Origin of the sequence: Carnimonas bestiolae (genome assembly GCF_051251145.1) — a bacterium.
In the GTDB taxonomy this organism is placed as follows: Bacteria; Pseudomonadota; Gammaproteobacteria; order Pseudomonadales; family Halomonadaceae; genus Carnimonas; species Carnimonas bestiolae.
Window position 1 is genome coordinate 153,210 of record NZ_JBPCZK010000002.1, and the last position, 25,463, is coordinate 178,672.

General features: G+C 55.9%; 15 protein-coding genes and 1 riboswitch. Of the genes, 7 read left to right on the forward strand and 8 right to left on the reverse strand.

The window, feature by feature from the left end; translation table 11 throughout:
* Positions 1-27: 27 nt before the first annotated feature.
* From R84865_RS04080 to R84865_RS04100, 5 genes are read right to left on the reverse strand one after another with little or no spacing between them, the layout of a single operon-like run.
* On the reverse strand, positions 28-669 hold the full coding sequence (locus R84865_RS04080) for an urea amidolyase associated protein UAAP2 (RefSeq protein WP_435638901.1): 642 nt from the start codon (positions 667-669) through the stop codon (positions 28-30).
* On the reverse strand, positions 666-1,436 hold the full coding sequence (locus R84865_RS04085; RefSeq protein WP_435638902.1) for an urea amidolyase associated protein UAAP1: 771 nt from the start codon (positions 1,434-1,436) through the stop codon (positions 666-668). Before R84865_RS04085 ends, R84865_RS04080 begins: the two co-directional genes overlap by 4 nt.
* A complete protein-coding gene (locus R84865_RS04090; RefSeq protein ID WP_435638903.1) occupies positions 1,433-2,224 on the reverse strand; it encodes an ABC transporter ATP-binding protein in 792 nt (263 codons plus the stop codon). The genes R84865_RS04085 and R84865_RS04090 overlap by 4 nt, the downstream gene beginning before the upstream one ends.
* Positions 2,224-3,048 (reverse strand): ABC transporter permease, encoded by an 825-nt coding sequence (locus tag R84865_RS04095; protein WP_435637752.1) that lies wholly within the window; start codon positions 3,046-3,048, stop codon positions 2,224-2,226. The genes R84865_RS04090 and R84865_RS04095 overlap by 1 nt, the downstream gene beginning before the upstream one ends.
* A gap of 48 nt (positions 3,049-3,096) precedes the next feature.
* The gene (locus R84865_RS04100; protein WP_435638904.1) at positions 3,097-4,158 is read right to left on the reverse strand and encodes a putative urea ABC transporter substrate-binding protein; all 1,062 of its coding nucleotides are present in this window, start codon (positions 4,156-4,158) and stop codon (positions 3,097-3,099) included.
* A 59-nt stretch (positions 4,159-4,217) separates the two neighbouring features.
* A riboswitch (guanidine-I (ykkC/yxkD leader) is annotated at positions 4,218-4,381 on the reverse strand.
* A 513-nt stretch (positions 4,382-4,894) separates the two neighbouring features.
* Between R84865_RS04100 and R84865_RS04105 the strand changes: the two genes are divergently transcribed.
* The 7 genes from R84865_RS04105 to R84865_RS04135 all read left to right on the forward strand — a co-directional run bounded on the left by R84865_RS04105 (position 4,895) and on the right by R84865_RS04135 (position 19,055).
* Positions 4,895-5,890: a 2-hydroxyacid dehydrogenase gene (locus R84865_RS04105; RefSeq protein WP_435638905.1), complete on the forward strand. Its 996-nt coding sequence runs from the start codon at positions 4,895-4,897 to the stop codon at positions 5,888-5,890.
* Between the two features lie 332 nt (positions 5,891-6,222).
* Positions 6,223-7,440 carry a nitrate- and nitrite sensing domain-containing protein gene (locus R84865_RS04110; RefSeq protein ID WP_435631950.1) on the forward strand — a complete coding sequence of 406 codons (1,218 nt, stop codon included), beginning with the start codon at positions 6,223-6,225 and terminating at the stop codon, positions 7,438-7,440.
* 503 nt (positions 7,441-7,943) lie between these two features.
* Complete coding sequence (nirB, locus tag R84865_RS04115) at positions 7,944-12,137, forward strand: nitrite reductase large subunit NirB (RefSeq protein WP_435638906.1); 4,194 nt, start codon at positions 7,944-7,946, stop codon at positions 12,135-12,137.
* Positions 12,134-14,800, forward strand: coding sequence for a nitrate reductase (locus R84865_RS04120; RefSeq protein WP_435638907.1), 2,667 nt, complete (start codon positions 12,134-12,136; stop codon positions 14,798-14,800). Before nirB ends, R84865_RS04120 begins: the two co-directional genes overlap by 4 nt.
* On the forward strand, positions 14,797-15,639 hold the full coding sequence (cobA, locus tag R84865_RS04125; protein WP_435637389.1) for a uroporphyrinogen-III C-methyltransferase: 843 nt from the start codon (positions 14,797-14,799) through the stop codon (positions 15,637-15,639). Before R84865_RS04120 ends, cobA begins: the two co-directional genes overlap by 4 nt.
* 465 nt (positions 15,640-16,104) lie before the next feature.
* On the forward strand, positions 16,105-16,506 hold the full coding sequence (locus R84865_RS04130; protein ID WP_435638908.1) for a DUF2946 domain-containing protein: 402 nt from the start codon (positions 16,105-16,107) through the stop codon (positions 16,504-16,506).
* A 95-nt stretch (positions 16,507-16,601) separates the two neighbouring features.
* Complete coding sequence (locus R84865_RS04135) at positions 16,602-19,055, forward strand: TonB-dependent receptor domain-containing protein (RefSeq protein ID WP_435638909.1); 2,454 nt, start codon at positions 16,602-16,604, stop codon at positions 19,053-19,055.
* Between the two features lie 297 nt (positions 19,056-19,352).
* Here R84865_RS04135 and R84865_RS04140 read toward each other — a convergent pair whose 3' ends face one another.
* Genes R84865_RS04140 through R84865_RS04150 form a run of 3 tightly spaced genes read right to left on the reverse strand, consistent with a single transcriptional unit; the run spans position 19,353 to position 25,373 of the window.
* The gene (locus R84865_RS04140; protein WP_435638910.1) at positions 19,353-22,547 is read right to left on the reverse strand and encodes a type I restriction endonuclease subunit R; all 3,195 of its coding nucleotides are present in this window, start codon (positions 22,545-22,547) and stop codon (positions 19,353-19,355) included.
* Positions 22,547-23,806 (reverse strand): restriction endonuclease subunit S, encoded by a 1,260-nt coding sequence (locus R84865_RS04145; protein ID WP_435638911.1) that lies wholly within the window; start codon positions 23,804-23,806, stop codon positions 22,547-22,549. Before R84865_RS04145 ends, R84865_RS04140 begins: the two co-directional genes overlap by 1 nt.
* On the reverse strand, positions 23,799-25,373 hold the full coding sequence (locus R84865_RS04150; protein ID WP_435638912.1) for a type I restriction-modification system subunit M: 1,575 nt from the start codon (positions 25,371-25,373) through the stop codon (positions 23,799-23,801). The genes R84865_RS04145 and R84865_RS04150 overlap by 8 nt, the downstream gene beginning before the upstream one ends.
* Positions 25,374-25,463: the final 90 nt, after the last annotated feature.

Genomic DNA, 25,463 nt, shown 5'->3' on the forward strand with positions numbered 1-25,463 from the left:
CCTGTAGCGATAGCTGGCACGTGGTGATTAATCGAAGATCAGCACGCCAAGCGGGGTGGGCGCAAAACCGCTGCAGGGGTTATTGAGCTGCGGGCAGTTGGAGATCAGCACCACTACATCCATGGCCGCTTTCATCTCTACATATTTGCCGGGTCCTGAGATGCCGTCGGCAAATTCAAGCTGCCCTTCCGGCGTAACAGGTACATTCATGAAGAAGTTAATGTTGTGCGCGATATCGCGTTTGGTCAGGCCAAACTCGGGATGCTGCGAAATGGCCAGCATCCAGTTGTCGCGGCACGAGTGCATATGGCGGCGCTCAAGGTCGTAGCGCACGGTATTGCTCTCGCTGGCGCAGGCACCGCCAAGGGTATCGTGGCGGCCGCAAGTATCCGCGGTAATCTCGAGCATGGGGCGGCCGCGATCCGACATTAATGCCGTGCCAACACCAAGATAAAGGTTGCCCTGCTCTCGAATGGTGTCCATGGCGCTGTAGTGCTCGGAGGTATCCTGCGCGTTGAAGAACAGCGTGTCGGCCGCTTCGTTGCCTTCGATATCGACAATACGCAGCGTCTGGCCTTGCTTCACCAGCCCGATATAGGACTCGCCTGCGTCAACGGTGGCATGGGTAACGGCGTTTTCTGCGCTGAGCGTGCTTTCGAGTAACGTCATGCTGAAGCCTCCGCGAAAGGAATGTGGGAGAGATAATCGCCAGCGCCAAAGCCCAGCGAGTAGAGCCGGTTGTTCTGGAAGCCGCGGCGATTTTCAGCGCAGAGCTGATAGCACGGGTCGTCGGTGGTTACCGGCGCTGCTTCGGCAAAGCGGATGCTAACGCCGCGATGCGGATACTGTTCGGCAGGGTCCAGCGGATGCGGGCAGCTATGCAGCGCGATCAGGGTGTCCATCTCGAAGCGCAGCGTTACGCGCGCACCCTTGGCGCAATGCCCTTCAACGTAGGAAATGCCCCCCTGCTCATCCACCGCCACCTTGCTGAATAGATTCAGCGGCGCCGGCAGATCGCGCTCGTTCAGGCCGTACTTGGCAATTTCCGTGATGAAGCTGTCGAAGCCAGCCTGAGTACGCTCGTTGAGCGCCTGCTGGAAGGTCAGCGGCTGCCAGCCCTTGCGCACCATCATCGGGCGAGTGAGCGAACCGCTGATGCTGTCATGCCAGCCAAGGTCGTCTTCGACAATAGACGCGAAGATGCGCCCCATATCGGAATAAAGGCAGTTGCCGCGCGTTAGCCCCACGGTGTGCTGACATTTAAGCGAATCCGGCAGATTGAGCCGCTCGTGTAAATTCTCCGGATTGAACATCACCAACCCTACGTTGGTGTTGGCCTGCTCAGCGGTAAATTCGATAAGCGTGCCTTTGCGTACCCTAAGCGACCAGTGCTGGCCGCCGGGCAAAAAGGTCGAGTAAGCAAATGATTGACTCACGCGAAACGTCCTCCTGACATCGATGAATTAAGCGCCTCACGGGTGCGGCGCAGGTGTTCGCCATCCCCCGTTTTATCCAGCGCAATATCGTAGGTAATGGTGGCGCCATAAGCGTCGGGGGCCTGCGGATCGTGGCGTTTCTTGTCGAACACCCACAGCCGCGTGCCTAAATCAAAGGCTTCCTGAACGTCGTGGGTCACCATGAAGATGGTCACCCCCGCTTCCTGCCATAGCCGCGTAATCAAGGCGTGCATGTCTTTTCGAATACCGGGATCGAGTGCCCCGAACGGCTCATCCAGCAGCAGGATTCTAGGCTTGGCGATCAGCGCCTGAGCGATCGCAAGGCGCTGCTGCATGCCGCCCGACAGCTCGTGCGGATACTTGTTGAGCGCCGCCCCCAGCCCCACTTCCTCAAGCGCAGCGGTAGCCGCCTCACGCAGCGCCCGACGCCGTTTGCCAAAGGCTTTGCCGAGCAGTTTGCTGGCCGCCAGATCACCGTGAAACATCACGTTGCCGAGCACCGTCAGGTGGGAGAAGACCGAGTATTTCTGGAACACAATGCCGCGGTCCGGCCCCGGCTCATTGGGGATCGACCGGCCATCCAGCTTTAGCGTGCCGCCCGAAATCGATTCGATGCCCAGCAGCAGTTTGAGGAAGGTGCTTTTACCGCAGCCCGATGGGCCGACCAGGGTGACAAACTCGCCTTCTTCCACTTCGAAGGCGACGTTATCCAGCACCAGATTGTCGCCGTAGCGTTTGTTCAGGCGTTGCGCCGCAAGAATAGCCATCACGACTTCCCTCCCGAGGCGCTGTACCAGGGGAACAGCAGCCGCGACGCCAACACCAGCAGCCTGTCCATCAGGAAGGCCAGCAGCGTAATCCAGCCGACATACGGCAGAATGATTTCCATCGCTAGATAGCGCTGGTACAGGAAGATGCGATAGCCCAGCCCGCTCTGCGCGGCGATCGCTTCAGCGGCAATCAGAAACAGCCAGGCACTGCCCAGCGCCAGCCTGACGCTCTGAATCAGGCGTGGCAGCAGCTGCGGCAACAGCACCCGCACGATAATCTGCCAAGAGTTGCCGCCCAGCGTTTGCGCCTTGATAAGCTGCTCGTGCGGCATACGCTCGGCGTGCGCTTGAAGGTCACGGATAATGAACGGGCACACCCCAATCACGATCAGCATCACCTTCGAGAGCTCGTCGGTGCCCAGCGCGATAAACAAAATCGGTAGTATCGCCAGCGGCGGTATCAGCGATACCACCGTGATTAATGGTGACAACAGTCCGCCCGCCAGCGGAATGGCACCGCACAGCATACCCACCGCCAGACCAATCAGGGCGCTGAGGCCCACCCCGTATATCAACCGAGACAGGCTGGCGGCGGTATCCGTCCACAGCGTAATGTCACCGGTGCGCACGTTTTCATGGGTCGCCAGCCGCTCGAAGCTGGTGCTCATGGTGGCCACCGACGGAAACAGCCGATCATGCGGATTTTCTGCCAGCCGCGCGTTCGATACGCCCAGATAGATAAAGATCACGATCAGAATCGGCACCGCGCCCAGTAGCCACGCGGTGGCGCGATGCGGTTTTATATTGATGAGTTTCTTCACACATTGCTCCAGTGTTTGGAACGGTCGGCGCACGCGCCAACCGTCGCGTTATTGGCTGGATTCGAGATATTGCTCGGTAAAGGAAGGATCAAACCGCAACTGGACGTTATCGGGATCACCAAAGGTGCCCTGCGGGGTTTGAATGCCGATGGTGTCGGCAGAGAGAGCGGCTTCGCCTAGCAAGCCGTGATCGAAGCTGAACTGCGCAATGCTCTGCATGGTCTTGAGCAGTTGCTTGCTGTGGTACAGGGTTAGCGCGTCCTTGGGCGTGGTGTACAGATGAGTATTATCAAGCTGGTGCTGGAAGCCCGACAGATCAGTACCGGCATCGGCGGCCATCGCTGATAGCGCGTCCTTGTCGTGTTTGGCGATCTTGCCCATCACTTCGTACCAGGCACCGACCAGTGCGCGCCCGAAGTCGGGGTTCTGCTTGAGGGTGTCGGTGTTCACCACCATCAGATCGAGAATTTCCCCGGGAATCTGCTTCGAGGTGAACACCACATTGGCGTCCTTCATCTCGGCGACGGTGCTCAGCTGCGGATTCCAGGTCACCAGCGCATCCGAGCTATTGCCCGAGAACAGCCCGGTAATGTTGGCGTCAGAGGTATTTTCGGTCGAGATGTCGCGCTCGGTCATGCCGTTGAGCGAAAGCGCACGCGCCAGCAGATACTCCGAGACACTGAACTGCACCAGATTGACCTTGCGCCCTTTGATGTCCGACAGCCGCTTGGCGTTACGCAGCACGATGCCGTCGTTGCCGTTGGAGTAGTCACCCACAATCAGCGCCGTCGAATCCACACCGCTGGAGGCAGGCAGCGTTAGCGCATCCATGTTGGTCATCGCACAGCCGTCTACCCCACCCGAGGTGTACTGATTGACCGATTGGATGTAGTCGTTGACCTGCTTGGCGTGGATCGTAATGCCGTATTTATGCGCCCACCTCTCAAGAATGCCGTGCGATTCAGCGTAACCCCACGGCATCCAGCCCGCATAAATGGACCAGCACACGTTGAAATTCTTTTTAGCGGAAGGTGTGGCCGCCTGGGCCGAACAGCAGAAGGCCAGCGCGACAGTGGATAGTACGATAGCGGCTAAACGGGCAGGGCTCATGATGAAGTCCTCAGGGGTAATGGGTGCCGAACAGGAGAGCACCGATGCAAGCGCACCAAGTCTCCCGGGCTTTTCCCCCGCCGTGTAACCTTCGTTTATCGCGCCATCCTTGCCTGGCAGGATAGGTAGATAAAGGATCAGGTCGACAGCTCTCGGACCAGTCATCCCCGCACCACCACCGCTTGGTGAGTACGCAAGGACCGGAACCCTAGCCGTCCATTTGCAAATTGTCAGGCGTCATGCATTCGATGCTTCAACCTGCCAGAACCAAGCAACCCCCGCGCCAGTTTTGGTTTTACGCGCTATATCAGCAGCTTATTTTATTCTTACAACGAAAGGTAAGACGTAAAACCAGCCCGCACCGGTACGGGATGCACTCATAGGTCGCAAGAGGACACGCGTCGGCACATTGAAGGTGCATGGGAAGCGCAACGAGGTGCGAGGTGCGAGGTGCGAGGTGCGAGGTGCGAGGTGCGAGGTGCGAGGTGCGAGGTGCGAGGTGCAAGGTGCGAGGTGCAAGGTGCAAGGTGCAAGGTGCAAAGTGCGAGGTGCGAGGTGCGAGGTGCGAGGTGCGAGGTGCGAGGTGCGAGGTGCGAGGTGCGAGGTGCGAGGTGCGAGGTGCAATGATCGAACCAGCTTCGCCTCTGTCAAAATGTCGCTGAATAATCACTCGCTTATCGCAACAGCAAGGGCGTAAAGTGGCGCCAGGCATTTCCCTACGCGAGAGACCACGCTTATGAAAATTACCTTTTTCAGCGCCCACCGTTACGATCAGCACTCTTTTGATCACGCCGCCGCTAGTCTTCCCTCCGATAGCTCTCGCGAATTCGTCTACCAGGAAGCCGCGCTCGATATAGACACCGTTGCCCTTGCCCACGACAGCGACGCGGTATGCGTGTTTGTCAACGATACCCTCGATCGACACGTGCTCGAACAGCTGCACGGCTACGGTGTAAAGGCGGTGCTGCTACGCTGCGCCGGCTTCAACAACGTCGATCTGGACACTGCCCACCAGCTCGGCATGTTCGTGGCCCGAGTGCCGGCCTACTCGCCGCCCGCCGTCGCCGAACATGCGCTAGCGCTGACCATGACCCTCAACCGCCATATTCATCGCGCCTACACCCGCGCACGCGACGGCAACTTCGCGCTGGATGGCCTGCTCGGACGCAATCTACACGGCAAAACGGTCGGCATTGTTGGCACCGGCCGCATCGGAGTGGCCACTGCGCGTATCTTCAAAGGGCTCGGCTGCAACGTGATTGGCAGCGATCCCTTCCCCAGCGATGAGTTTCGCGACATCGGCAAGCTGGTCGAATTACCCCAGCTGCTCGAAGCCTCCGACGTGATCAGCCTGCACTGCCCGCTGCTCGAATCGACCCATCATCTGATCAACAGCGACACGCTTCCACAGATGAAGAAAGGCGTGCTGCTGATTAACACCTCACGCGGCGGCCTGATCGACACTCAGGCGGTTATCGGCGCACTTAAAAGCGGGCAGCTCGGCGGCCTCGCCATCGATGTCTACGAAAACGAAGAACCGCTGTTCTTCAAAAACCGCGAAGAAACCTTTATCGACGACGATCAGTTCGTGCGCCTGATGAGCTTCCCGAACGTGCTCATCACCGGCCATCAAGGCTTCTTTACCGAAGAAGCCCTGCATGAAATCGCCCACACCACGCTTGGCAACCTCGAAGACTTCGTGGCTGGGCGAGAGTGCGAGAATCGGGTGTAGAGCGCCAATAACCGCAGATGATGGCCATGTTGATGAACGATCAAACCGATATGGCCATCATTTAAATACCAAGCGATACGAGCCAGCGTCGCGCTACAAATGACGTTCACGAACACGCAATGGCAATGCGTAGCGGCGCTGCCAAGCGGCGCTGCTAGCCGCCTTCCGGCGATACGAACACCACCCCTGCCGCCGGCCCCTGCTCACCCTAAGCGCCACAGCCTTCGCGTGCCTTCTCAGCCATTCATTTCCACGCTTAACGTCGTGATAACACTGACGGTGGCACACTGCTTGCTTGCTCATATCATTACTATTCGCCATCAGGTTCGACCATGAATCTAACCGCCCTCGACTTCGTGCTGGCCTCCAAAAAGAGTGAAATCGCTGACCTTCAGCAGCTTCTGCAGATGGGTAAATTGGTGGGTGCAATTAGCCAACTGATACACCTGCTACAGCAAGAACGCGGTACCGCTAATATCTACCTGTGCTGTCAGGAAGACGGCTGGTGCGACCTACTGCGCGAGAAGATCCAGTACGCTCAGCACGCCGAGCAAACCATCAACCAGCAGCTCGAAACGCTGGATCTCACCAGCGCCGGCCTGCCCAATTCATCGCGGTTATTCAGCCGCATCGCCGCCGTTCTGCATCGCCTGACGACAATGCCGTCGCTACGTCAGCACATCCAGACGCTGGAAGTGAGCCGTTCACATGCGATGAACCACTATTGTGAGGTTATTCGCACCCAGCTGGCGCTGATCTTCGAAATCGTCGATACCTCGGGCGATCCCTCGATTTCCCAAGCGTTGCTCGCATTATTTAGCTTCATGCAAGGCAAGGAACTAGCAGGGCAGGAACGGGCTCTGGTAGCGGCGGGCTTCGCTGCTCAACGCTTCGACGCCAGCGATCGCCAGCACATCATCGAGTTGATAGAGGCACAAGAGCGCTGCTTCCAAACCTTCAGCGAATTTGCCGACGAGCGCAGCCTTGCGCTGTGGCAGCGCTATCTCACCCAAACAGGCGGCGAGTTTGAGCGCCTGCGGCGTATCGCTTGTACGGGTACGAGCGCTTCCAACGAGCCGTCGATCACCGCGGTCCGCTGGTTCGAGCTGACGACGTCACGCATCGATAATATGAAGACGCTCGAAGATGCATTGGAAACGGTGTTGATGGAATGCTGCCGCCAGCGCATTGACAGTGCGGAAGCCTCCCTCGAACAGCAGGAGCAGGAAATTGATCAAATGCTTCCGCACGACAGCGACTACGCGGCGCTTGTATCGCCCAAACTGAGCCGCTCAGTGCTCGAACTGGTCGAGCATCAGGCGCAGCGTCTGCAAATGCAGGAAGAGGAGTTGGCGACGCTGCGAGAAACGCTCGCTGAGCGCAAGCTCATCGAACGAGCGAAGGGGCTGTTAATGCAGCACCATGGCATGACCGAACCGCAGGCACACAAGGCGCTGCAAAATTTAGCCATGGCACAAAACAAGAAGTTGGCGGAGATCGCTCAAGCAATGCTAGAAGTCGGCACCTTGCTTGAGAAACCGACACACTGAGAGATCACGGATCAGCGGCGTAGAGGCGCCGTTTTACCCACTGGCGCGCCCCTCGCATTGCTTTCAGATGCCGCGAAAGAGTGCGCTCTCCTCGGTAGCCACAGCGTAGATCAGCGAAAAACCTGCCCGACGCGGCAGAGAACTTGCGCTCCCAACGCTAACTTTATGTGCACGATGCGCCATCGAGGTGCACGTTTTCCGCGTTCATCTCAACGAAAACAAACCAAATTACTCATTACAGGGCGATGTTTTCGACTTGGCACGCAACGTGCTTTACAGAAAGTAAATGATGGCTAAGCCAATGGCGGTTTAGCGAGAAGTTACGGATAAAGGCGTCCGTCAGTGTCTGGGAAACCAGATGCTGGCTGACGCCTTTTTTATTTGCAGAGGACGGGAAGCTGCCATGGTTCATTACTGCTCACAGCCTGCTAACGCATGCCTGCAGCGCTTCTCGCACGACACACATCGGGCGTGGGCCTGACGGGCCCGTGGAGTTCTGCGCAATGGACAAGCCCACTCTCATCGTGATCGGCAACGGCATGGCAGGCGCGCGCCTGATCGAGCAGCTTTGCGAGAACGCGCCAGGCCGCTTCCGTATTGTGGTCATTGGCGAAGAGCCGCAGCCCGCCTACAACCGCATCATGCTGACCCCGGTGCTGGCGGGAGAAGAGCATTTTGCCGGCATCGTCACCCACGACACCGACTGGTATCGGCGTCACGGGGTAACGCTGCTGAAAGGTACCGCGGTCACCGCGATATGCCGCCAAGCGCAAAGCGTTACGGTCGGCGACCGCACACTGCACTACGACCATCTCGTGATCGCCACCGGTTCACGGTCGGTAATGCCTTCCCTGCCAGGCGCAGCATCGAGCGGCATTCACGGCTTCCGCACTCAGCAAGACGTCGATGCCATTCTGGCGACGTCCTATCCAGAGCAGCCAGTGGTGGTGATCGGTGGTGGCGTATTGGGTATCGAAGCCGCTGCCGCGCTAACGCTGCGCAACATGCGCGTGACGCTGGTCAACCGCAGTCGCCATCTGATGAGCCAGCAGCTCGATAGCTACGCTGCGCAACTACTGCACGACAGCCTGGTGGCACGCGGCGTTCAGGTATTAACCGAAGCGACGCCCGCTGCTTATCTCGCGGATAGCGAAGGCCAGGTACGGGCGGTAATGCTCGATGATGGCCGCACTATCGCTGCCGAGCGGGTAGTCGTAGCGGCAGGAATACAGCCGAACATCGCGCTGGCACAGGCTGCCGGCCTAGCGTGCGAGCACGGCATCGTCGTCAATGACGCGTTGCAAACCTCCGATCCGCGCATCTTCGCCATCGGCGAGTGCTGTCAATTGGGCACTCTCACCCCCGGACTGGTCGCTCCCTGTTGGCAGCAGGCCGAACGGCTGGCCACACAACTGGCGGGAATGCCCCCGTCGTCCATTGAGCAACACCACGTAGCGCTGCGATTGAAAGTAACCGGCCTGAATCTGTTTTGTGCCGGTGAATTGAACGCCTGTGAGGGCGATCAGGTTCACACCTCTTTCGATCCCTTCGACCACCACTATCGCCGTCTGTTGATTCGTGACAACCAACTCAGGGGCGTGCTGCTGTGGGGAGATATCAGTGACGGTGCGCACTATTTATCTTGCCTCAATAACACCCAGCCGCCGCCCTCACAGGCAAGCCTGTTCGGCCCTGAAAACGCCGACTCTGCTGAATCCAAGGCCATAAAAAACGCACCAATAATCGCTAACAAGATGAGGGGCACAGCAATGTCCAAACCCGTACTTGCCATGGTCGGACACGGAATGGTCGGCCACCACTTTCTACAGCAGCTGGTCGAACGCGAGCTGCATTTGACCTATCAGATCGTCGTGTTCGCCGAAGAAACGTCGCCCGCCTACGACCGCGTGCACCTTTCCGAGCTGTTCTCGGGGCGCACTGCCGAATCGCTGACGATGGTCGAAGAGGGCTTCTTCGAAGCCGCCGGCATTGAACTGCGTCTTGGTCAGGGCATCGACCACATCGATAAACAGCGTCGCTATGTGGTCGACACTCAGGGTCATCAGATGGCTTACGACCTGCTGGTGCTCGCCACAGGGTCGTACCCCTTTGTTCCGCCAATTCCAGGCAACGACGCCGAAGGTTGTCTGGTGTATCGCACGCTCGACGATCTGGCCGCGATCAAATCCCGTGCGGCGTCAGCCTCTACCGGTGTGGTAGTGGGCGGCGGTCTGCTCGGGCTTGAAGCCGCCAACGCGCTTAAAAACCTCGGGCTCGACACGCACGTGGTGGAGTTCGGCCCTCGGCTGATGGGCGTTCAGTTGGATGAAGACGGCGCGCGCGTGCTACAGCAGAAGATCGAAGCGCTGGGCGTCCAGGTGCATACCAGCAAGCAAACCCTCGCTATCGAGCCCGGCGAGACAAGCAACTATCGAATGGCATTTGCCGACGGCAGCGATCTTGAGACCGATCTGGTGCTGTTTTCGGCCGGCATCCGCCCAAACGACCGGCTCGCTCGACAAAGCGACCTGGAAATAGGCGCGCGCGGTGGCATCGTGATTGACGACCAGTGCCGGAGCTCTGATTCTGCCATCTTCGCCATCGGCGAATGCGCCGTATGGAATAACCAAACCTTCGGTCTGGTGGCACCAGGCTACCAAATGGCGCGTACATTGGCCGACACCCTCGCTGGCGTTGAGGGCGCGTTCGCTGGCGCCGACATGAGCACCAAACTCAAGCTGCTGGGGGTCGAAGTGGCCTCGCTCGGCGACGCGCACGGAAGTACGCCGGGCAGTCAATGCTATCGATGGGTCGATGGCCCCGCCGAAGTGTATAAAAAGATTGTCGTGTCAAAAGACCGCAAACGGCTGCTGGGCGCGGTGCTGGTGGGCGATAGCAGTGACTACGACACGTTACTGCAAATGATGCTTAACGACATGCCGCTGCCCGCCCATCCCGAGACGCTGATTCTGCCTGCCCAAGAGGGTTCGGCTGCGCCAGCGCTGGGCGTTGCCGCACTGCCCGACTCCGCGCAAATCTGTTCTTGCCATAACGTCAGCAAGGCCGATATCCGCGCAGCGGTCGAGGACGGCTGCAGTGATATGTCTGCCATCAAGGCTCACACCCGCGCCGCCACCGGCTGCGGCGGCTGTGCGGCGCTTACTAAGCAGATCATGGATTTCACCCTCACCGAGCTGGGCGTTGAGGTCAAAAAGGACGTTTGCGAGCACTTCGCCTACTCGCGTCAGGAGCTCTACCACCTGATACGCGTCGGCAACATTCGCAGTTGGGAAGAACTGCTAAGTAAGCATGGTCAGGGCCACGGCTGCGAAATCTGTAAACCGATGGTGGGCTCGATCCTGGCATCCTGCTGGAACGACTATCTGCTCAAGCCCCAGCACCTGCCGTTGCAGGACACCAATGACCGTTTTTTCGCCAACATCCAGAAAGACGGCACCTACTCGGTGGTGCCTCGCGTTCCCGCAGGAGAAATTACTCCAGAGGGGCTGATCGCCATCGGCAACGTTGCCAAGCAGTACAACCTCTACACCAAAATTACCGGCGGCCAGCGCGTTGACCTGTTCGGCGCTCGCCTAGAACACCTGCCGGAGATCTGGCAACAGCTGATCGACGCTGGATTCGAAACCGGCCATGCCTACGGCAAATCGCTGCGCACCGTGAAATCCTGCGTCGGCTCTAGCTGGTGCCGCTATGGCGTGCAGGACTCCACCGCTCTCGCGCTGTTTTTAGAGAATCGCTACAAGGGCCTGCGGTCACCGCACAAAATCAAAATGGCGGTATCCGGCTGCACCCGCGAGTGCGCCGAGGCGCAGAGCAAAGACGTGGGGGTGATTGCCACCGAGAAAGGCTGGAATTTGTTTGTGTGCGGTAACGGCGGTATGAAACCACGCCACGCCGACCTGCTCGCTCAGGACATCAGCACCGAGCTGCTGATTCGCACTATTGACCGCTTCCTGATGTTCTACGTGCGTACCGCTGATCGCCTGCAGCGCACCAGTGTGTGGCTGAATAATCTGGAAGGCGGAATGGAGTATCTGCGTCAGGTGGTGCTGGAAGACAGCCTCGGTATTGGTGCTGAGCTGGAACACGAAATGAGCACGGTGATTGATACCTACCAATGCGAGTGGCGCACTACGCTCGCTGACCCCGAGCGGCTGGCGCTGTTCAAGACGTTTGTTAACAGCGACCAACCGGACGAGTCCGTCGTGATGGTGCCAGAGCGTAAGCAGGTTCGCCCGGCCAACCACGAGGAGCGGCTAGCGCTGGCAGTCGATGCCACTGCACCCGAGAACGATCAAGCGTGGGTGGATATATGCGATCTCAGCGCCATTCCCGATAACGCGGGCGTGGCCGCCAGACTGGCCGGACAGCAGGTTGCGCTGTTCCATCTTCCGCATCATCCGCAGCGAGTATTCGCGCTCAGCAATCGCGAACCCAACAGCGATGCCAACGTGCTGTCACGCGGTCTGGTGGGCGATGTTAACGGTGATCCAATCGTGATCTCGCCGCTCTATAAGCAGCGCTTCCGCCTGGAAGATGGGCGTAACGTTGAATCTGCCGACAGCCGGTTGGATGTCTGGCCAGTCAAGGTAGAAGCCGGACGCGTCTGGGTTCAGTCGCAGCCAGTGCCCGTCGACACCAATGACACCGACATCATCGATACGGTCAGCTTATGAATCAGCGGTCAAACGCCATCTCCACGACCTGCGCCTACTGCGGCGTGGGCTGCGGCATACGCATGCAGCCGCAGGACACGGGCTATGTCGCCCACGGCGAAGAGACGCATCCGGCGAATCTTGGACGAATGTGCGTTAAAGGCAGCGCACTGGGAGAAACGCTGGGGCTGGAGGGTCGGTTGCTGCAACCGCAGATCCATCAGCAGCCGGTGAGTTGGTCGCGTGCGCTCGATGCGGTGGCCGATGGCCTGCGCGCCACGATTGATGAGTATGGCCCGCAAGCCGTGGCCTTTTACGGTTCCGGGCAGTTGCTCACCGAAGATTACTATGTCGCCAACAAGCTGATGAAAGGCTTCATCGGTGCCGGCAACATGGATACCAACTCGCGGCTGTGCATGGCGTCGGCGGTGATGGGCTATAAACGTGCCTTCGGCGCCGATGCAGTGCCCTGCGATTACCAGGATATCGAACTGGCCGACTGCGTTATTCTGACTGGCTCGAATGCCGCCTGGGCCCATCCAGTGATGTATCAACGGCTGGTGCAGGCCAAACAGGCGCGCCCTGCCATGCGCATCGTGGTGATTGATCCGCGCCCTACGGCAACCTGCGATATTGCCGACCTGCATCTCCCGCTACGCCCCGGTAGCGATGCGGCGTTATTTTGCGGCGCGCTCAACACGATGGCCGCGCAAGACAAGCTCGATAACGCTTATTTAGCGCAGCATACAGTCGGTACCGAGGAGACGCTGGCGGCGGCAGCGCAGTGGACCTTAGCAAAAACCGCTGATTTTTGCGGTCTGTCGGTGGCGCAGTTGGAGACGTTTTACCAATACATTGGCGACAGTGAACGGCTGGTAACGCTGTATTCGATGGGCATTAATCAGTCGAGCTCTGGCGTCGACAAATGCAACGCCATCATCAATCTGCATTTGGCGATGGGCCACATCGGTCGCGCTGGCTGCGGACCGTTTTCGATTACCGGCCAGCCCAATGCCATGGGCGGTCGCGAAGTAGGCGGACTGGCGAATCAGTTGGCCGCGCACATGGGCTTCACGCCCCAGGATATCGATCGTGTTAGCCGTTTTTGGCACAGCGATCGAGTCGCTACAGCCCCTGGGTTGAACGCTGTCGATTTGTTTCAAGCCATCGAATCGGGGCAAATCAAGGCCGTATGGATCATGGGCACCAATCCGCTGGTCTCTCTGCCGGATGCTGATCGCGTTCGTGCTGGACTCGCACAGTGCCCGCTGGTGATTGTGTCCGATCTTATGCACGACACCGATACCACCCGCGCAGCGCATATTTGCCTGCCCGCACTGGGATGGGGTGAGAAAAACGGCACGGTGACCAATTCCACGCGCACTGTGTCGCGTCAACGCAGCTTCCTGCCCGCGCCCGGAGAGGCAAAGCCCGACTGGTGGATTATTAGCCAGGTTGCCCAGCGCCTGGGCTTCGCGGAGGCCTTCGACTATCAACATCCGGCCGAGATTTTTCGCGAGCATGCGCAGCTTTCCGGTTTCGAGAACCACGGTCAGCGCGCCTTTGACATAAGCGGTCTGGCGCAGCTATCCAATGCGCAGTGGGACGCGATGACGCCGATCCAGTGGCCGGTTAACGACCGCCATCCGCAAGGCACCACGCGGCTGTTTACCGACGGCAAGTTTTATCACCCCGACAGCAAGGCCCGGCTCGTTGCCATCGCTCCCCGACTACCGATCAATCGGCCCAGCAACGCGTATCCCTTGGTCATGAATACCGGCCGCATACGCGATCAGTGGCATACCATGACGCGTACGGGCAAATCTGCGCGGCTGATGCAGCACTGCAGCGAACCCTTCGCTCAATTCCATCCCGATGATTGTCCAACGGCTCAAGCGGGCGATCTGCTACGGGTGTCGTCAACGCACGGCTGGTTACTACTACGCGCGCAGCCTGATCCTCAGCAACCGCGCGGCAGCCTGTTCGTCCCCATGCACTGGAACAGCCAATTCAGCCAGCAAGCGAGGGTCGATGCGTTAATCGAGGCCCATACCGACCCGCTCTCGGGACAGCCCGAAAGCAAACAGATGCCTGTACGTATTCAGCGCTGGGACGCCGTATGGCAGGCCGAAGTGTTTTTACGCGGTAACGCCTCTGCGCCACCACCGGTCGCCTACTGGAGTCGCATTACCCAACCGGACGTCACGCACTTCACGCTGGCCGACACCACCATTCCTGACGACTGGAACGCTTGGCTGGATCAGCAGTTCGGTACCGGTCAGTGGGTCTGTCAGTCAGCACGAATAGGAGACGACGGCTTCAATCTGCTGGCGTGGAAGGACCAGAAATTACAGCTGGCGTTTTATGCGCACCGCGCGCTTCCCTCGCTGGACCGACAAGCAATCGTCTCGGCGTTCACACAGTGTCCTGATAATGCGCAAGCGCGGCTGTCGCTGCTGGCAGGACGTGCCCACGGCGGCAAATCACCTAGCGGCACCATCGTATGCAGCTGCTTCAACGTCGGAGAAACCGCTATCTCTGAGGCCCTACAGCAAGGCTGCCACGACGTCGCACAGCTTGGCAAAACACTGCAGTGCGGCACTAATTGCGGCTCGTGCATTCCCGAGCTGAAAAAATTCATCGCCCGCCAACGCGAAGCACTGGTGGCAGGAGAAACCCCATGAATATCCTCAACGAAGCCTCACCGCTACCGCATGATATGCGCCCCTTGGCACGGATCATGGCAACGGCAAACCAGCAGCAGCCCGTCGCGCCCGGTGAAGTATGGTTGGTGGGCGCTGGACCTGGCGATGTCGAACTGCTGACCTTGAAAGCACTACGCATCATCCAACTGGCCGACGTGGTGGTATTCGACAGACTGGTATCAGAAGACGTGATGGCACTGGTACCGCCGCATACCCTGCAAATAGACGTAGGCAAATCAACGCGCCGTCATACCATGGCCCAGGACGAGATCAATCAACTGTTGGTATCGCTGGCCCAAAGTGGCCATAAAGTGGCGCGTATTAAGGGCGGCGACCCGTTCGTGTTCGGCCGTGGCGGCGAAGAACTCCTACACTGCCAGCAGCACAACGTGGCATGCCATATTGTGCCCGGCATTACCGCCGCAATAGGCTGCGCCGCCGCGAACGGCATTCCTCTCACCCACCGCCACGTCGCGCAGTCAGTACGCTTCGTGACCGGCCACAGCGCCCAAGGCGAACCCGAGCCCGATTGGTCAGCGCTCACCGCAACACGCCAAACGCTGGTGTTCTACATGGGCATCGCCAACTGCGGCCGTATCAGCAAGCGTCTGATCACCCACGGACTCGACCCCGCCACCAAAGTCGCCGTTATATCCCGCGGCACTCAGCCCGACCAGCGCGTCATCGTCGGACAACTTTCGCAGCTAAAACAAATGGTGGTCATGCATCAGATAGAAGCCCCCGCACTGCTGATCGTCGGCGACGTGGTCAACCTCTACCAACAGCCCAACAACTACGACATCGCCAATTTGGCGTAACAACCCCAGCGATTATTTCCCGGATGCTCCGGGTGTCAGCGTTGCGCCGGCCCCGGGGATTTTCAGCGGATTCTCTTAGCGGAGATGGGGGTTGATGAGAAGTGTGGCCGATCTTGCGGCGGATACGCTTCTCCCTGCGTGCTGGTTGCTGGGCGGCAAGGGTTTCCTTGGAGAAGCGATGTGTGGGGTTGGCCACAGCCTACTTGGCCACCTTGAAAGGGTTGGGGCAGAGGAAATGTAACAGTCGGATTGCGGGATTTTAAGATCAGAAATAATGATGATGTTGGTGAACGATCGGATCAATATGGCCGTCAAGTGGATGTCGACCGGTACGAGCGAACGTCGCGCTAGAAATGATTTACACCAGCTATTAAAGTACTCCGCGCTTTTTAAGGAACTCCACGCGCACTCTTCATCAGCGTAGATTATCCTTCACCTACCTTATATTGTTGTGCGGGCATTACTTTGATCAAAATCGGCTTGAACAACGTCTTCCAGCAGCGCCTTGCCGCTGTGATGGCGTTGTTTGCCATGCTGATTCTATTTGTCGGACCGGTCGTTTCACAGCTTCAGAACGTTGAGCGGCATAGTACGGTCGGGCAGCATCACAACGCCATGGCTGGCTGCGACATGGCCGATATGCAGCCATCGCACCACGATCATGAAAACGCCCTTTCTCACTGGTTTGACCAATGCGGCTACTGCTCGTTGTGGCAGCACTTCCCAACGGCTCCCTTTGATTTACCGGTTATCATCTACGGTCACTTGGCTCCCGCCATAACGGTAAGAGCCTCCCCTACCTCGGCTGCTGCCGAAACCGTCACCTACTCCCTGCCCCAATCCAGAGGCCCACCCTCTATCTCTTGATTCGCTTGATGATTCTGCCTGGGCATCGTTACCACTCGAATGCCATGGGATAGCTGCGCCCGGGCGATAAATATCCTATTTATCAGGAGAAATGCATGTCTTGCTTATTACGCAGGTCAGCAGGGGCTTTATCTGCCTCCACCACCAACACTCGCCGACTGTCACTACTCAAAACCGGAATTACCCTTACCGTTTTCGTAGCCGCAGCGCCCGCATGGGCAGAGGATTCTTCGGCCGCCCATCAACACCACACCATGTCGGGTGAAGCTCAGCGTATTGATCGTCTTGAGCCTGTGGTCGTGACCGCTGTAGCGCCCAGCTCACCGCTCACCGTAATCACGAATCCCAAGCAGCCGCGTCAGCCTGCTCCCGCAAGCGACGGCGCCGATTATCTTTTAACGATTCCCGGGTTCGCCATGATCCGCAACGGCGGCTCCAATGGCGATCCCGTATTTCGAGGCATGTTCGGGTCACGTCTAAAAGTACTCACCAACGGGGCTGAAATGTTGGGCGCTTGTCCCGCCCGCATGGATGCGCCCACTTCTTATATCGCCCCAGAGTCCTACGACAAAATCACGCTCGTCAAAGGTCCCGAGTCAGTCTTATGGGGGCCGGGAGCCTCTGCCGGCACCGTCCATTTTGATCGTGGCCCGGAGCATTTCGATAAGCCCGGGGCACGTGCAGAGGGCGGCCTAATGGTCGGCACCTACGGTCGTTTTGATCGTCGTGCAGAAGTAGCCGCTGGAAACAAGGAAGGCTATCTCCGAATTGACGGCACCAAGTCCGAAGCTAATGACTATAAAGATGGTGCAGGAGACACCGTGCCTTCCAAGTGGAACAAATGGAGTGGCGATGTCGCACTGGGTTGGACGCCCGATGAGGATACCTGGCTAGAGCTGAGCGCAGGCCGAGGCAATGGAGAAGCGCGCTATGCAGGACGCGGCATGGACGGCTCGAAGTTCCTGCGTGAGACCGCAGCAATTCGGTTCGAGAAGCAAAACATGACCGAGCATTGGCGCAAGTTGGAGGTGCAGGCCAACTATGCCTACGCCGACCATATCATGGACAATTTTACCCTACGCCGACCCAGCGCGATGGGCATGGACCACGACATGTCCTCACACATGGGACATATGCACCACGACATGTCTTCCCATGCAGGGCATAGGCATGAAGGCCATGACATGGCTGCGCACGCAGAGCATAGGCACGACGGCCATGACATGGCTGCGCACGCAGAGCATAGGCACGACGGCCATGACATGGCTGCGCACGCAGAGCATAGGCACGACGGCCACGACATGTCTTCCCACGCAGGGCATATGCATGAAGGCCACGACATGGCTGCGCACGCAGAGCATATACACGACGGTCACGACATGGCTGCGCACGCAGGGCATATGCATGAAGGCCATGATATGGGGGACATGCCTATGTCAGGTGACAAGATGGCCATGGAGCTGGATCGCAGAACTCGCAGTGCCCGCGTAGCATCCACATGGGAATGGAGCAATCTGACCTGGATAGCAGGAGCCGATGCCAATCATCAGGATCATCGTGGACGCAATTCATCCTACGACATGACGGGGCGCTATATCGGCCCCGGCGACTTCCCATGGAATAAAGACTACAGCTATACCCAATACGGCTTATTTAGCCAGTTGAGCTGGTACGCCGCAGAACGCAGCCGAGTCATCAGCGGCGCGCGCATTGATCACTATCACGTATCAGATAAAACCGCTGGCAACGCCACTTCGGGAGACTCCCGCAACAAAGTGCTGCCCAGCGCGTTCATGCGCTACGAGCAGGATATTTCCTCTCAACCGGTTACCTGGTACACCGGTATTGGTCACGTCGAACGCTTCCCCGACTACTGGGAAACCCGTCCTGGACTCTCAGGCCCCCATGGCAGCCAAGGTGCTTTCAGCGCAATAAAACCAGAAAAAACAACGCAGCTCGATGTGGGAGCACAATACGAAGGCGAACGCGCCAAAGCGTGGATTTCAGCCTACGCAGGCTATGTGAGCGATTTCATTCTATTTGACTACCGCCACCATCATCACACCTACGTCTCCAACGTCGACGCCACCATCGCAGGCGCCGAACTGGGAGGCAGCTATCAACTTGCCCCTCATTGGAAAACAGAAGCAACGCTCGCCTACGCCTGGGGAAGAGACACCACCAATAACGACCCCTTGCCTCAAATGCCACCGCTGGAATCTCGGCTAGGGCTAACGTATAACCGCGGCGATTACATGGTCGGAGGATTATGGCGCCTGGTAGCGCCTCAACACCGCACTGCCAACCACAAAGGCAATGTTACCGGTCAGGATCTCGGCAGCTCATCCGGATTCAGTGTGTTTTCACTGAATGGCTCCTACCAAATAGATTCCCACTTCACCCTAAGCACCGGCGTCGACAACGTGTTCGACAAAACATACACAGAGCATCTCAACCTCGCCGGCAACTCAAGCTTCGGCTTCCCAGCCAACACCGCCTTCCGCAATCCGGGACGCATGTACTGGGCAAAATTGGGTTTTGAGTTTTAGAGAGGGGTTCGTCTACTCCTATTCATCGATTCCGTTACCAGGAAAGATGCAGGGGTAGCGAGCTGATAGGTTCAGGAGCAGTGTTGGGTGGTAGGTGGTCCCTGTACTGCACGAAGAGAGGATGTAACGAGGAAAGGCCGCATGGACAGTTAGGCTGCGCGGCTCAGTACTTATTTATAATTATTATTTTAATCATGGGAGAGCTTTTTCAACCAATTTCATAATTACATTTTTAGGCAATAAACGAATTCGACTTCGAACTAACGAATCTTAAATATCCAGAAACTCCCCCAAAATTTATCCAGAGAGGCTGGCGGACAATGCTTCCGCCTGTTTTAGCACTGTTTGTACCGCTGCATCCTGCAGATCAGGCGGGTAGCCATATTTACGCAAGATTCGCTTCACTAGTACTCGGATACGTGCCCGGGCATTTTGACGTTGTGCCCAGTCTACGGTGACATTCTGGCGAAGACTGTTCAGCAGTTCCTGAGCAATTACCTTGAGTTGGTTATTGCCCATGAGATCGACGGCTGATTCATTCTCAGCCAAGGCGTCGTAGAATGCGATCTCTTCCGGTGATAGACCCTCTTCCTCACCGCGGCCAAGCGATTCTCGGATTTGTTTGGCAAGCTCAATCAACTCCTGCAAAACTTCTGCCGAGGTTAGTGCGTTAGCGTGATAGCGGGCAATGGAGCTTTCCAAGCGTTCACTGAAGGCTCGTGACTGAACCAAATTGGACCGACTTTGGGAGCGGATATCATCGTTCAAAAGCTTGCGGAGCGCCTCAATACCGAGATTTTTCTTCTCTATTCCAGCCACTTCCGACAAAAATTCGTCCGATAAGATTGAGATATCCGGCGTCTGAATTCCTGATTCCCTGAAAATATCAATGATGTCCGTTGATATCACCGAGCGGCTAACAATTTGCTGAATTGCCAGCGCGTGGCCCTTAACTCCACTGTTAGCGCCACGCTTACTCTTGGTCAACGCCGCATTAATTGCCTGAAAGAAGCCCACCTCATCGCGAATATTACGTGCTTCATCCGAGCTTGAGGCTAGAGCAAACGCCTTGGAAAGGGCGAGTATGCAATCGGCGAATTTACGCTGTGCCTTCTTTTTCCCTTCTTCCGACTTTTCCTTCGCTGCCCATTCCTGCTGCTTTTGAAGAATCCACTCAATCGCACCCGCCATCATCTGCATGCGTTCATGAGGATTACCTTGAAGGGCAGAACGGTAATCAAAGCCATGGAACATATCGCAAACAATCTGATATTTTTCCAGCATCACCGCGACAGCTTGTTCCTCATCAATCCCTGTTTTCTCCTGATCAGAGTCAGTGTACTGGCTCAGGGCCGACTTGAGGTTCTGGGCTATGCCGATGTAGTCCACTACCAATCCTGCTGGCTTGTCGCGGAACACTCGGTTAACACGCGCCATCGCCTGCATTAGCCCGTGACCTTTCATCGGCTTGTCAATATACATGGTATGCATGCAGGGCGCATCGAAGCCGGTCAACCACATGTCACGGACAATAACCAGTTTCAGCGGATCATCGGGATTACGAGCACGCTTGGCCAGATCATCTGCACGTTTTTTGTTGGAAACGTGTGGTCGAAATTCCTCTGGATCCGATGCACTACCCGTCATGACGACCTTCACAGCGCCTTTGTCATCATCATCGCTATGCCATTCGGGGTGAATCCGGACAATTTCATTGTACATGGCCACGCAGATACGCCGGCTCATGCACACCACCATGCCTTTGCCGGAAAGTGCCTGTAGACGAGCCTCAAAATGCTGGACAAGATCACTTGCCACCATGGACAGCCGTTTCTCACTACCGACCAATGCTTCTACCGTGCTGTATTTCTGTTTAACACGCTCAGCCGCATTTTCGTTTTCGCCTTCGAGCACTTCCTCGACTTCATCATCAATCCGAGGCCGCTCATCATCATCGATACTGATTCTGGCCAGTCTTGACTCATAGTAAATGGGGACGGTCGCGCCATCCTCGACAGCACGGCTAATATCATAGACATCCACGTAATGACCAAACACGGCGGGGGTATTTACATCTGTCGATTCGATTGGGGTTCCGGTAAAGCCAATGAAGGAAGCATTGGGCAATCCATCCCGCAGATACTTGGCAAACCCGTACGAAATCTCACCGTCCTTAGCATCCACACGAGCCTTGAATCCGTATTGACTGCGGTGCGCTTCATCGGCAATTACAATGACATTACTGCGATCAGTCAGCTTGGGGAAGTCCTGTTCACCTTGTTCGGGTGAGAACTTTTGCAAGGTAGTGAAGATAATTCCGCCCGATGCCCGATTGAGTAGTTCCCGCAAATGATCTCGCCCTTCTGCCTGTACCGGGATCTGTCGGATAAGCTCATGACAACGAGAGAAAGTACTGAAGAGCTGTTCATCCAGGTCGTTACGGTCCGTCACAATCACCAATGTCGGATTTTTCATCGCAGGATCAACTACCATCATGCCTGCATAGAATGCCATCAGCAGGCTTTTTCCCGATCCCTGGGTATGCCAAATCACACCAGCTCGCCTATCACCCAAACTTTGTTGGTCAACAGAAGGGAGACCGTACTTGCCAGGCGACTCTGATATCCCATCTGAGGATGCCCGAATTGTCGATTCAACCGCTTTTTTTACAGCATGAAACTGATGATAACCCGCAATAATTTTCACCAGACCATTATCGGTTTGATTAAACACCACGAAATGGCGCAGCAGATCGAGAAACCTTCCGTGTTCGAAAATACCCTCGATCAGGGTACTTTGCTCATAGCTCCCCTTGGGCTCAACGGATCGGCCATCAGTCGTACGCCATGGCATGAAACGTTCACTATCAGCAGATAAAGAACCAACCCGTGCGTTAAATCCATCCGATGTTACTAACAAAGCGTTGGTATGAAATAACAACGGAATCTGCTGCTTATAGGTCTGCAACTGATTAAAGGCACCATCGATCGTGGCATTTTCCGAACCCGGCGCTTTCAGTTCGACTATCACTAGCGGCAAGCCGTTGACGAAAATCACTACATCAGGGCGGCGGTTATGATGTCCAGCTACCACGGTAAACTGTTGTACGGCTAACCAGTCATTATTGGACGGATCATCAAAATCAACTGGGTAAACTCGTCCTGCGGTTTGTTCACCATCAGCGTTGTCAAACTCAACCGTCACACCATCCGCCAACAAGGTGTGGATACGATGGTTCTCTTCAATCAGTCGACTAAATTGCGTACCTGTCAACTGACGCACGGCATCCTGACGGGCTAATGCCGGCATATCGGGGTTGATACGCGCAATGGCACTTACCAACCGATCCTGCAGGATTACTTCCTTGTAAGATGTCCTTTCCGAGGCACTGCCATCTGGGCCAATGATGTCATCATGGCTGGTTTGAAACCCCATACCAGCCAACTGGGCAATCAGCCCCTGTTCGAGATCGTCTTCCGAAACAAATGCCATCAGATGGACTCCTCAATGACTTGTTCAGCATCAGGGATGCGTAGCTCGCCTGAGATTAATTTGGGGAGAAGGGTGTCGCGGAGCTGGGCCAGAGCTCTCGAACCATTATTATTTATTGATATTTTCTGCAAAAAGGGAAACGTAATCCTATGGAAAGCTTCTATTATTTCATCTCCACCAAACATTATTGATGTAGCTGATATTAACTTTGCTCCAACTGCAGGATATGCTCCACCGTCAGCGAGATTAGCTAATCTTTTTATATTCTCTGAAGAAGAAACTGCAAGATATATAATTGATGTATATTCTTCCTTTATTGGACGAAGAACCGCGAACCCAGTACTACCGGTCAATCCATTATCACTGATAAGTGCATATGCTCCATTACCAGGCCTAACAGTACCCAGGATGGTATCATTCGGCCTTAATACTCTACGAGCACGACTCGGAGCATCTTCTGATGTATAATCTGTAACTGCTTCGATATACCCCCATTTCGTGCCAGATAAATCAACATATCTAATGTGGGAAGGTATTGTCTTTTTATTCCATGCTTCAGGATTAAGATACGAGAAATGATCTAAAGAAGTATTTTTCCACCCCTCGGGCTTCCCATCTTCATCCAGACGATCAGGAAAGAGCTGCCAGATCTCTCCAGGCAGATAGGCTTCACGTCCTTCTATCTTAGCGCGCGCGGGGCCAAAATCGACGAACCAGTCCTTGAAGATGGCTTGGGCTATGGCTTCCAGGGTCTCGTTCTGGCGGCGGTTGAGGGCGATTTTGTTATCTAATGAAGACAAAATATTTGATATTTTCAACTGCTTAATAAGCGACGGGCATCTAATATTAAGATTATTTAATTGATCTCTTGAGACATTGGGAAATGTTGATCCTGTTGCACCTGACAGCAAATCGTTTAAGTGATAGTCCAATATCGCTTTTATGAAAAAGCGATATTGATCACCTTCTCTATGCCTAATAGCAGCTAAACCTCGACCAATAGCATAAGTTTGATCAGACCAATTCATACGACCGGTAGTAGACCCTCTAACGCAAAATAAGATATCATTATTATTACTAAAACGTTTAGGATCGGTTGTATACTGCAAAGCGTGGGGCGAATAAACCCCGAATTCAGCCGGTCCGTTTAGTAAAGGAAGGCCTTTTTCTTCTTTGTAAACAGTTTTTCCTAATGGAGACTGCCCCATCTGAATTTCAGCAATATCGCCTAATTTCAACTCCTCCCAATACTCATGCATATCCAAGCTCCTTCAGGTTAGCCTGGATAGCTAAATCCAGCTTCCTGCCCTCTTCCTGCTGCTCAAACCATTGAGCACTCAACTTCGCCATCTTCTCAGGAAAAGGAATGCCATCATCTTCTTCCTCGACAGCGCCAACATAACGACCGGGTGTTAGTACATGCCCTTGCTTCTGGACTTCTTCCAGCGAGGCGGATTTGCAGAAACCCAGAACGTCTTCATAGCCTTCGGATTCGCCCCGCCATGAATGGTAAGTATCTGCAATTTTCTGGATGTCTTCGGGAGAAAGTTCACGGCGAGTACGATCGATCATACGCCCCATGTTACGAGCATCAATGAAAAGGATCTCACCACGACGATCACGCAGTTTTTTCTTGCCACCACCGGACTTGTCTTTTGCCATAAACCACAGGCAGGCAGGGATCTGGGTAGAGAAGAACAACTGTCCAGGCAGGGCCACCATGCAATCCACGGCATCGCCTTCGATCATCGCCGTGCGAATCTCGCCCTCGCCACTCGAATTGGAGCTCATGGAGCCGTTGGCCAATACCACACCAGCAGTGCCCTTGGGCGCCAGGTGATAGTAGATGTGCTGCAACCAAGCAAAGTTGGCATTACCCACAGGAGGAGCCCCAAACTTCCAGCGCACATCATCCCGTAGGTGCTCTCCGCTCCAGTCCGATACGTTGAACGGAGGATTGGCCAGGATAAAATCTGCCTTTATGGGTACTCCATGACTATCCGTGCGAGTAGCAAATTCATCCTTCAAGAAACTGCCTTCGTTGTTCCAGGCGATGTCACCATCAATACCGCGAATGGCCAGGTTCATCTTGGAGAGCTGCCAAGTGGCGTGAACACGTTCCTGCCCATAGATAGCCAGATCACCCACGCGCCCACCGTGCTCTTCGATAAAACGCTCACTTTGCACAAACATGCCAGCGGAACCACAGCAGGGGTCATAGATACGGCCCGCGTAAGGTTCGAGCATTTCAACTAAAAGCCGCACAATAGATCGAGGAGTGTAGAACTCCCCGCCACGTTTACCCTCACTTCCAGCAAACTGATTCAGGAAGTATTCGTAGACACGTCCGAGCACATCACGCGCCTGACTCTGCTTGTCGCCTAATGCAATGCCAGATACTAAATCTACCAAATCACCCAACATGCGCTTGTCTAGGGTAGGACGAGCGTAGTCTTTGGGAAGGACTCCCTTCAACGGCTCGTTTTCAGCTTCAATAGCGCGCATTGCATCGTCGACCAACTCACCGATTTCTGGCTGACGGGCATTATTCTTAAGGAGAGACCAACGGGCTCGTTTGGGTACCCAAAAAATATTGTCCGCTAGATACTCATCTTTGTCTTCAGCGGCCCACTCGCCTTCTTCCCTCAACTCGTCATAACGAGTTTCGAAGGCATCAGAGATGTATTTCAAAAAGATCAAACCCAGCACAACATACTTGTATGCGCTGGGCTCGACGCTGCCACGCAGCTTATCTGCCATTTTCCAAAGTCGATCGGCGTATCCGAGCTCTAAGGATGAATCGATGTTCTTTTCTTGGGCGGTCATTCGTTGCTTCTCTTATGCGGACTTCCAGTGTGCTACTACCATCAAGTCTTAGCATAAGGGATGAAAAAGCCTCGAGCTATAATGAGCGAC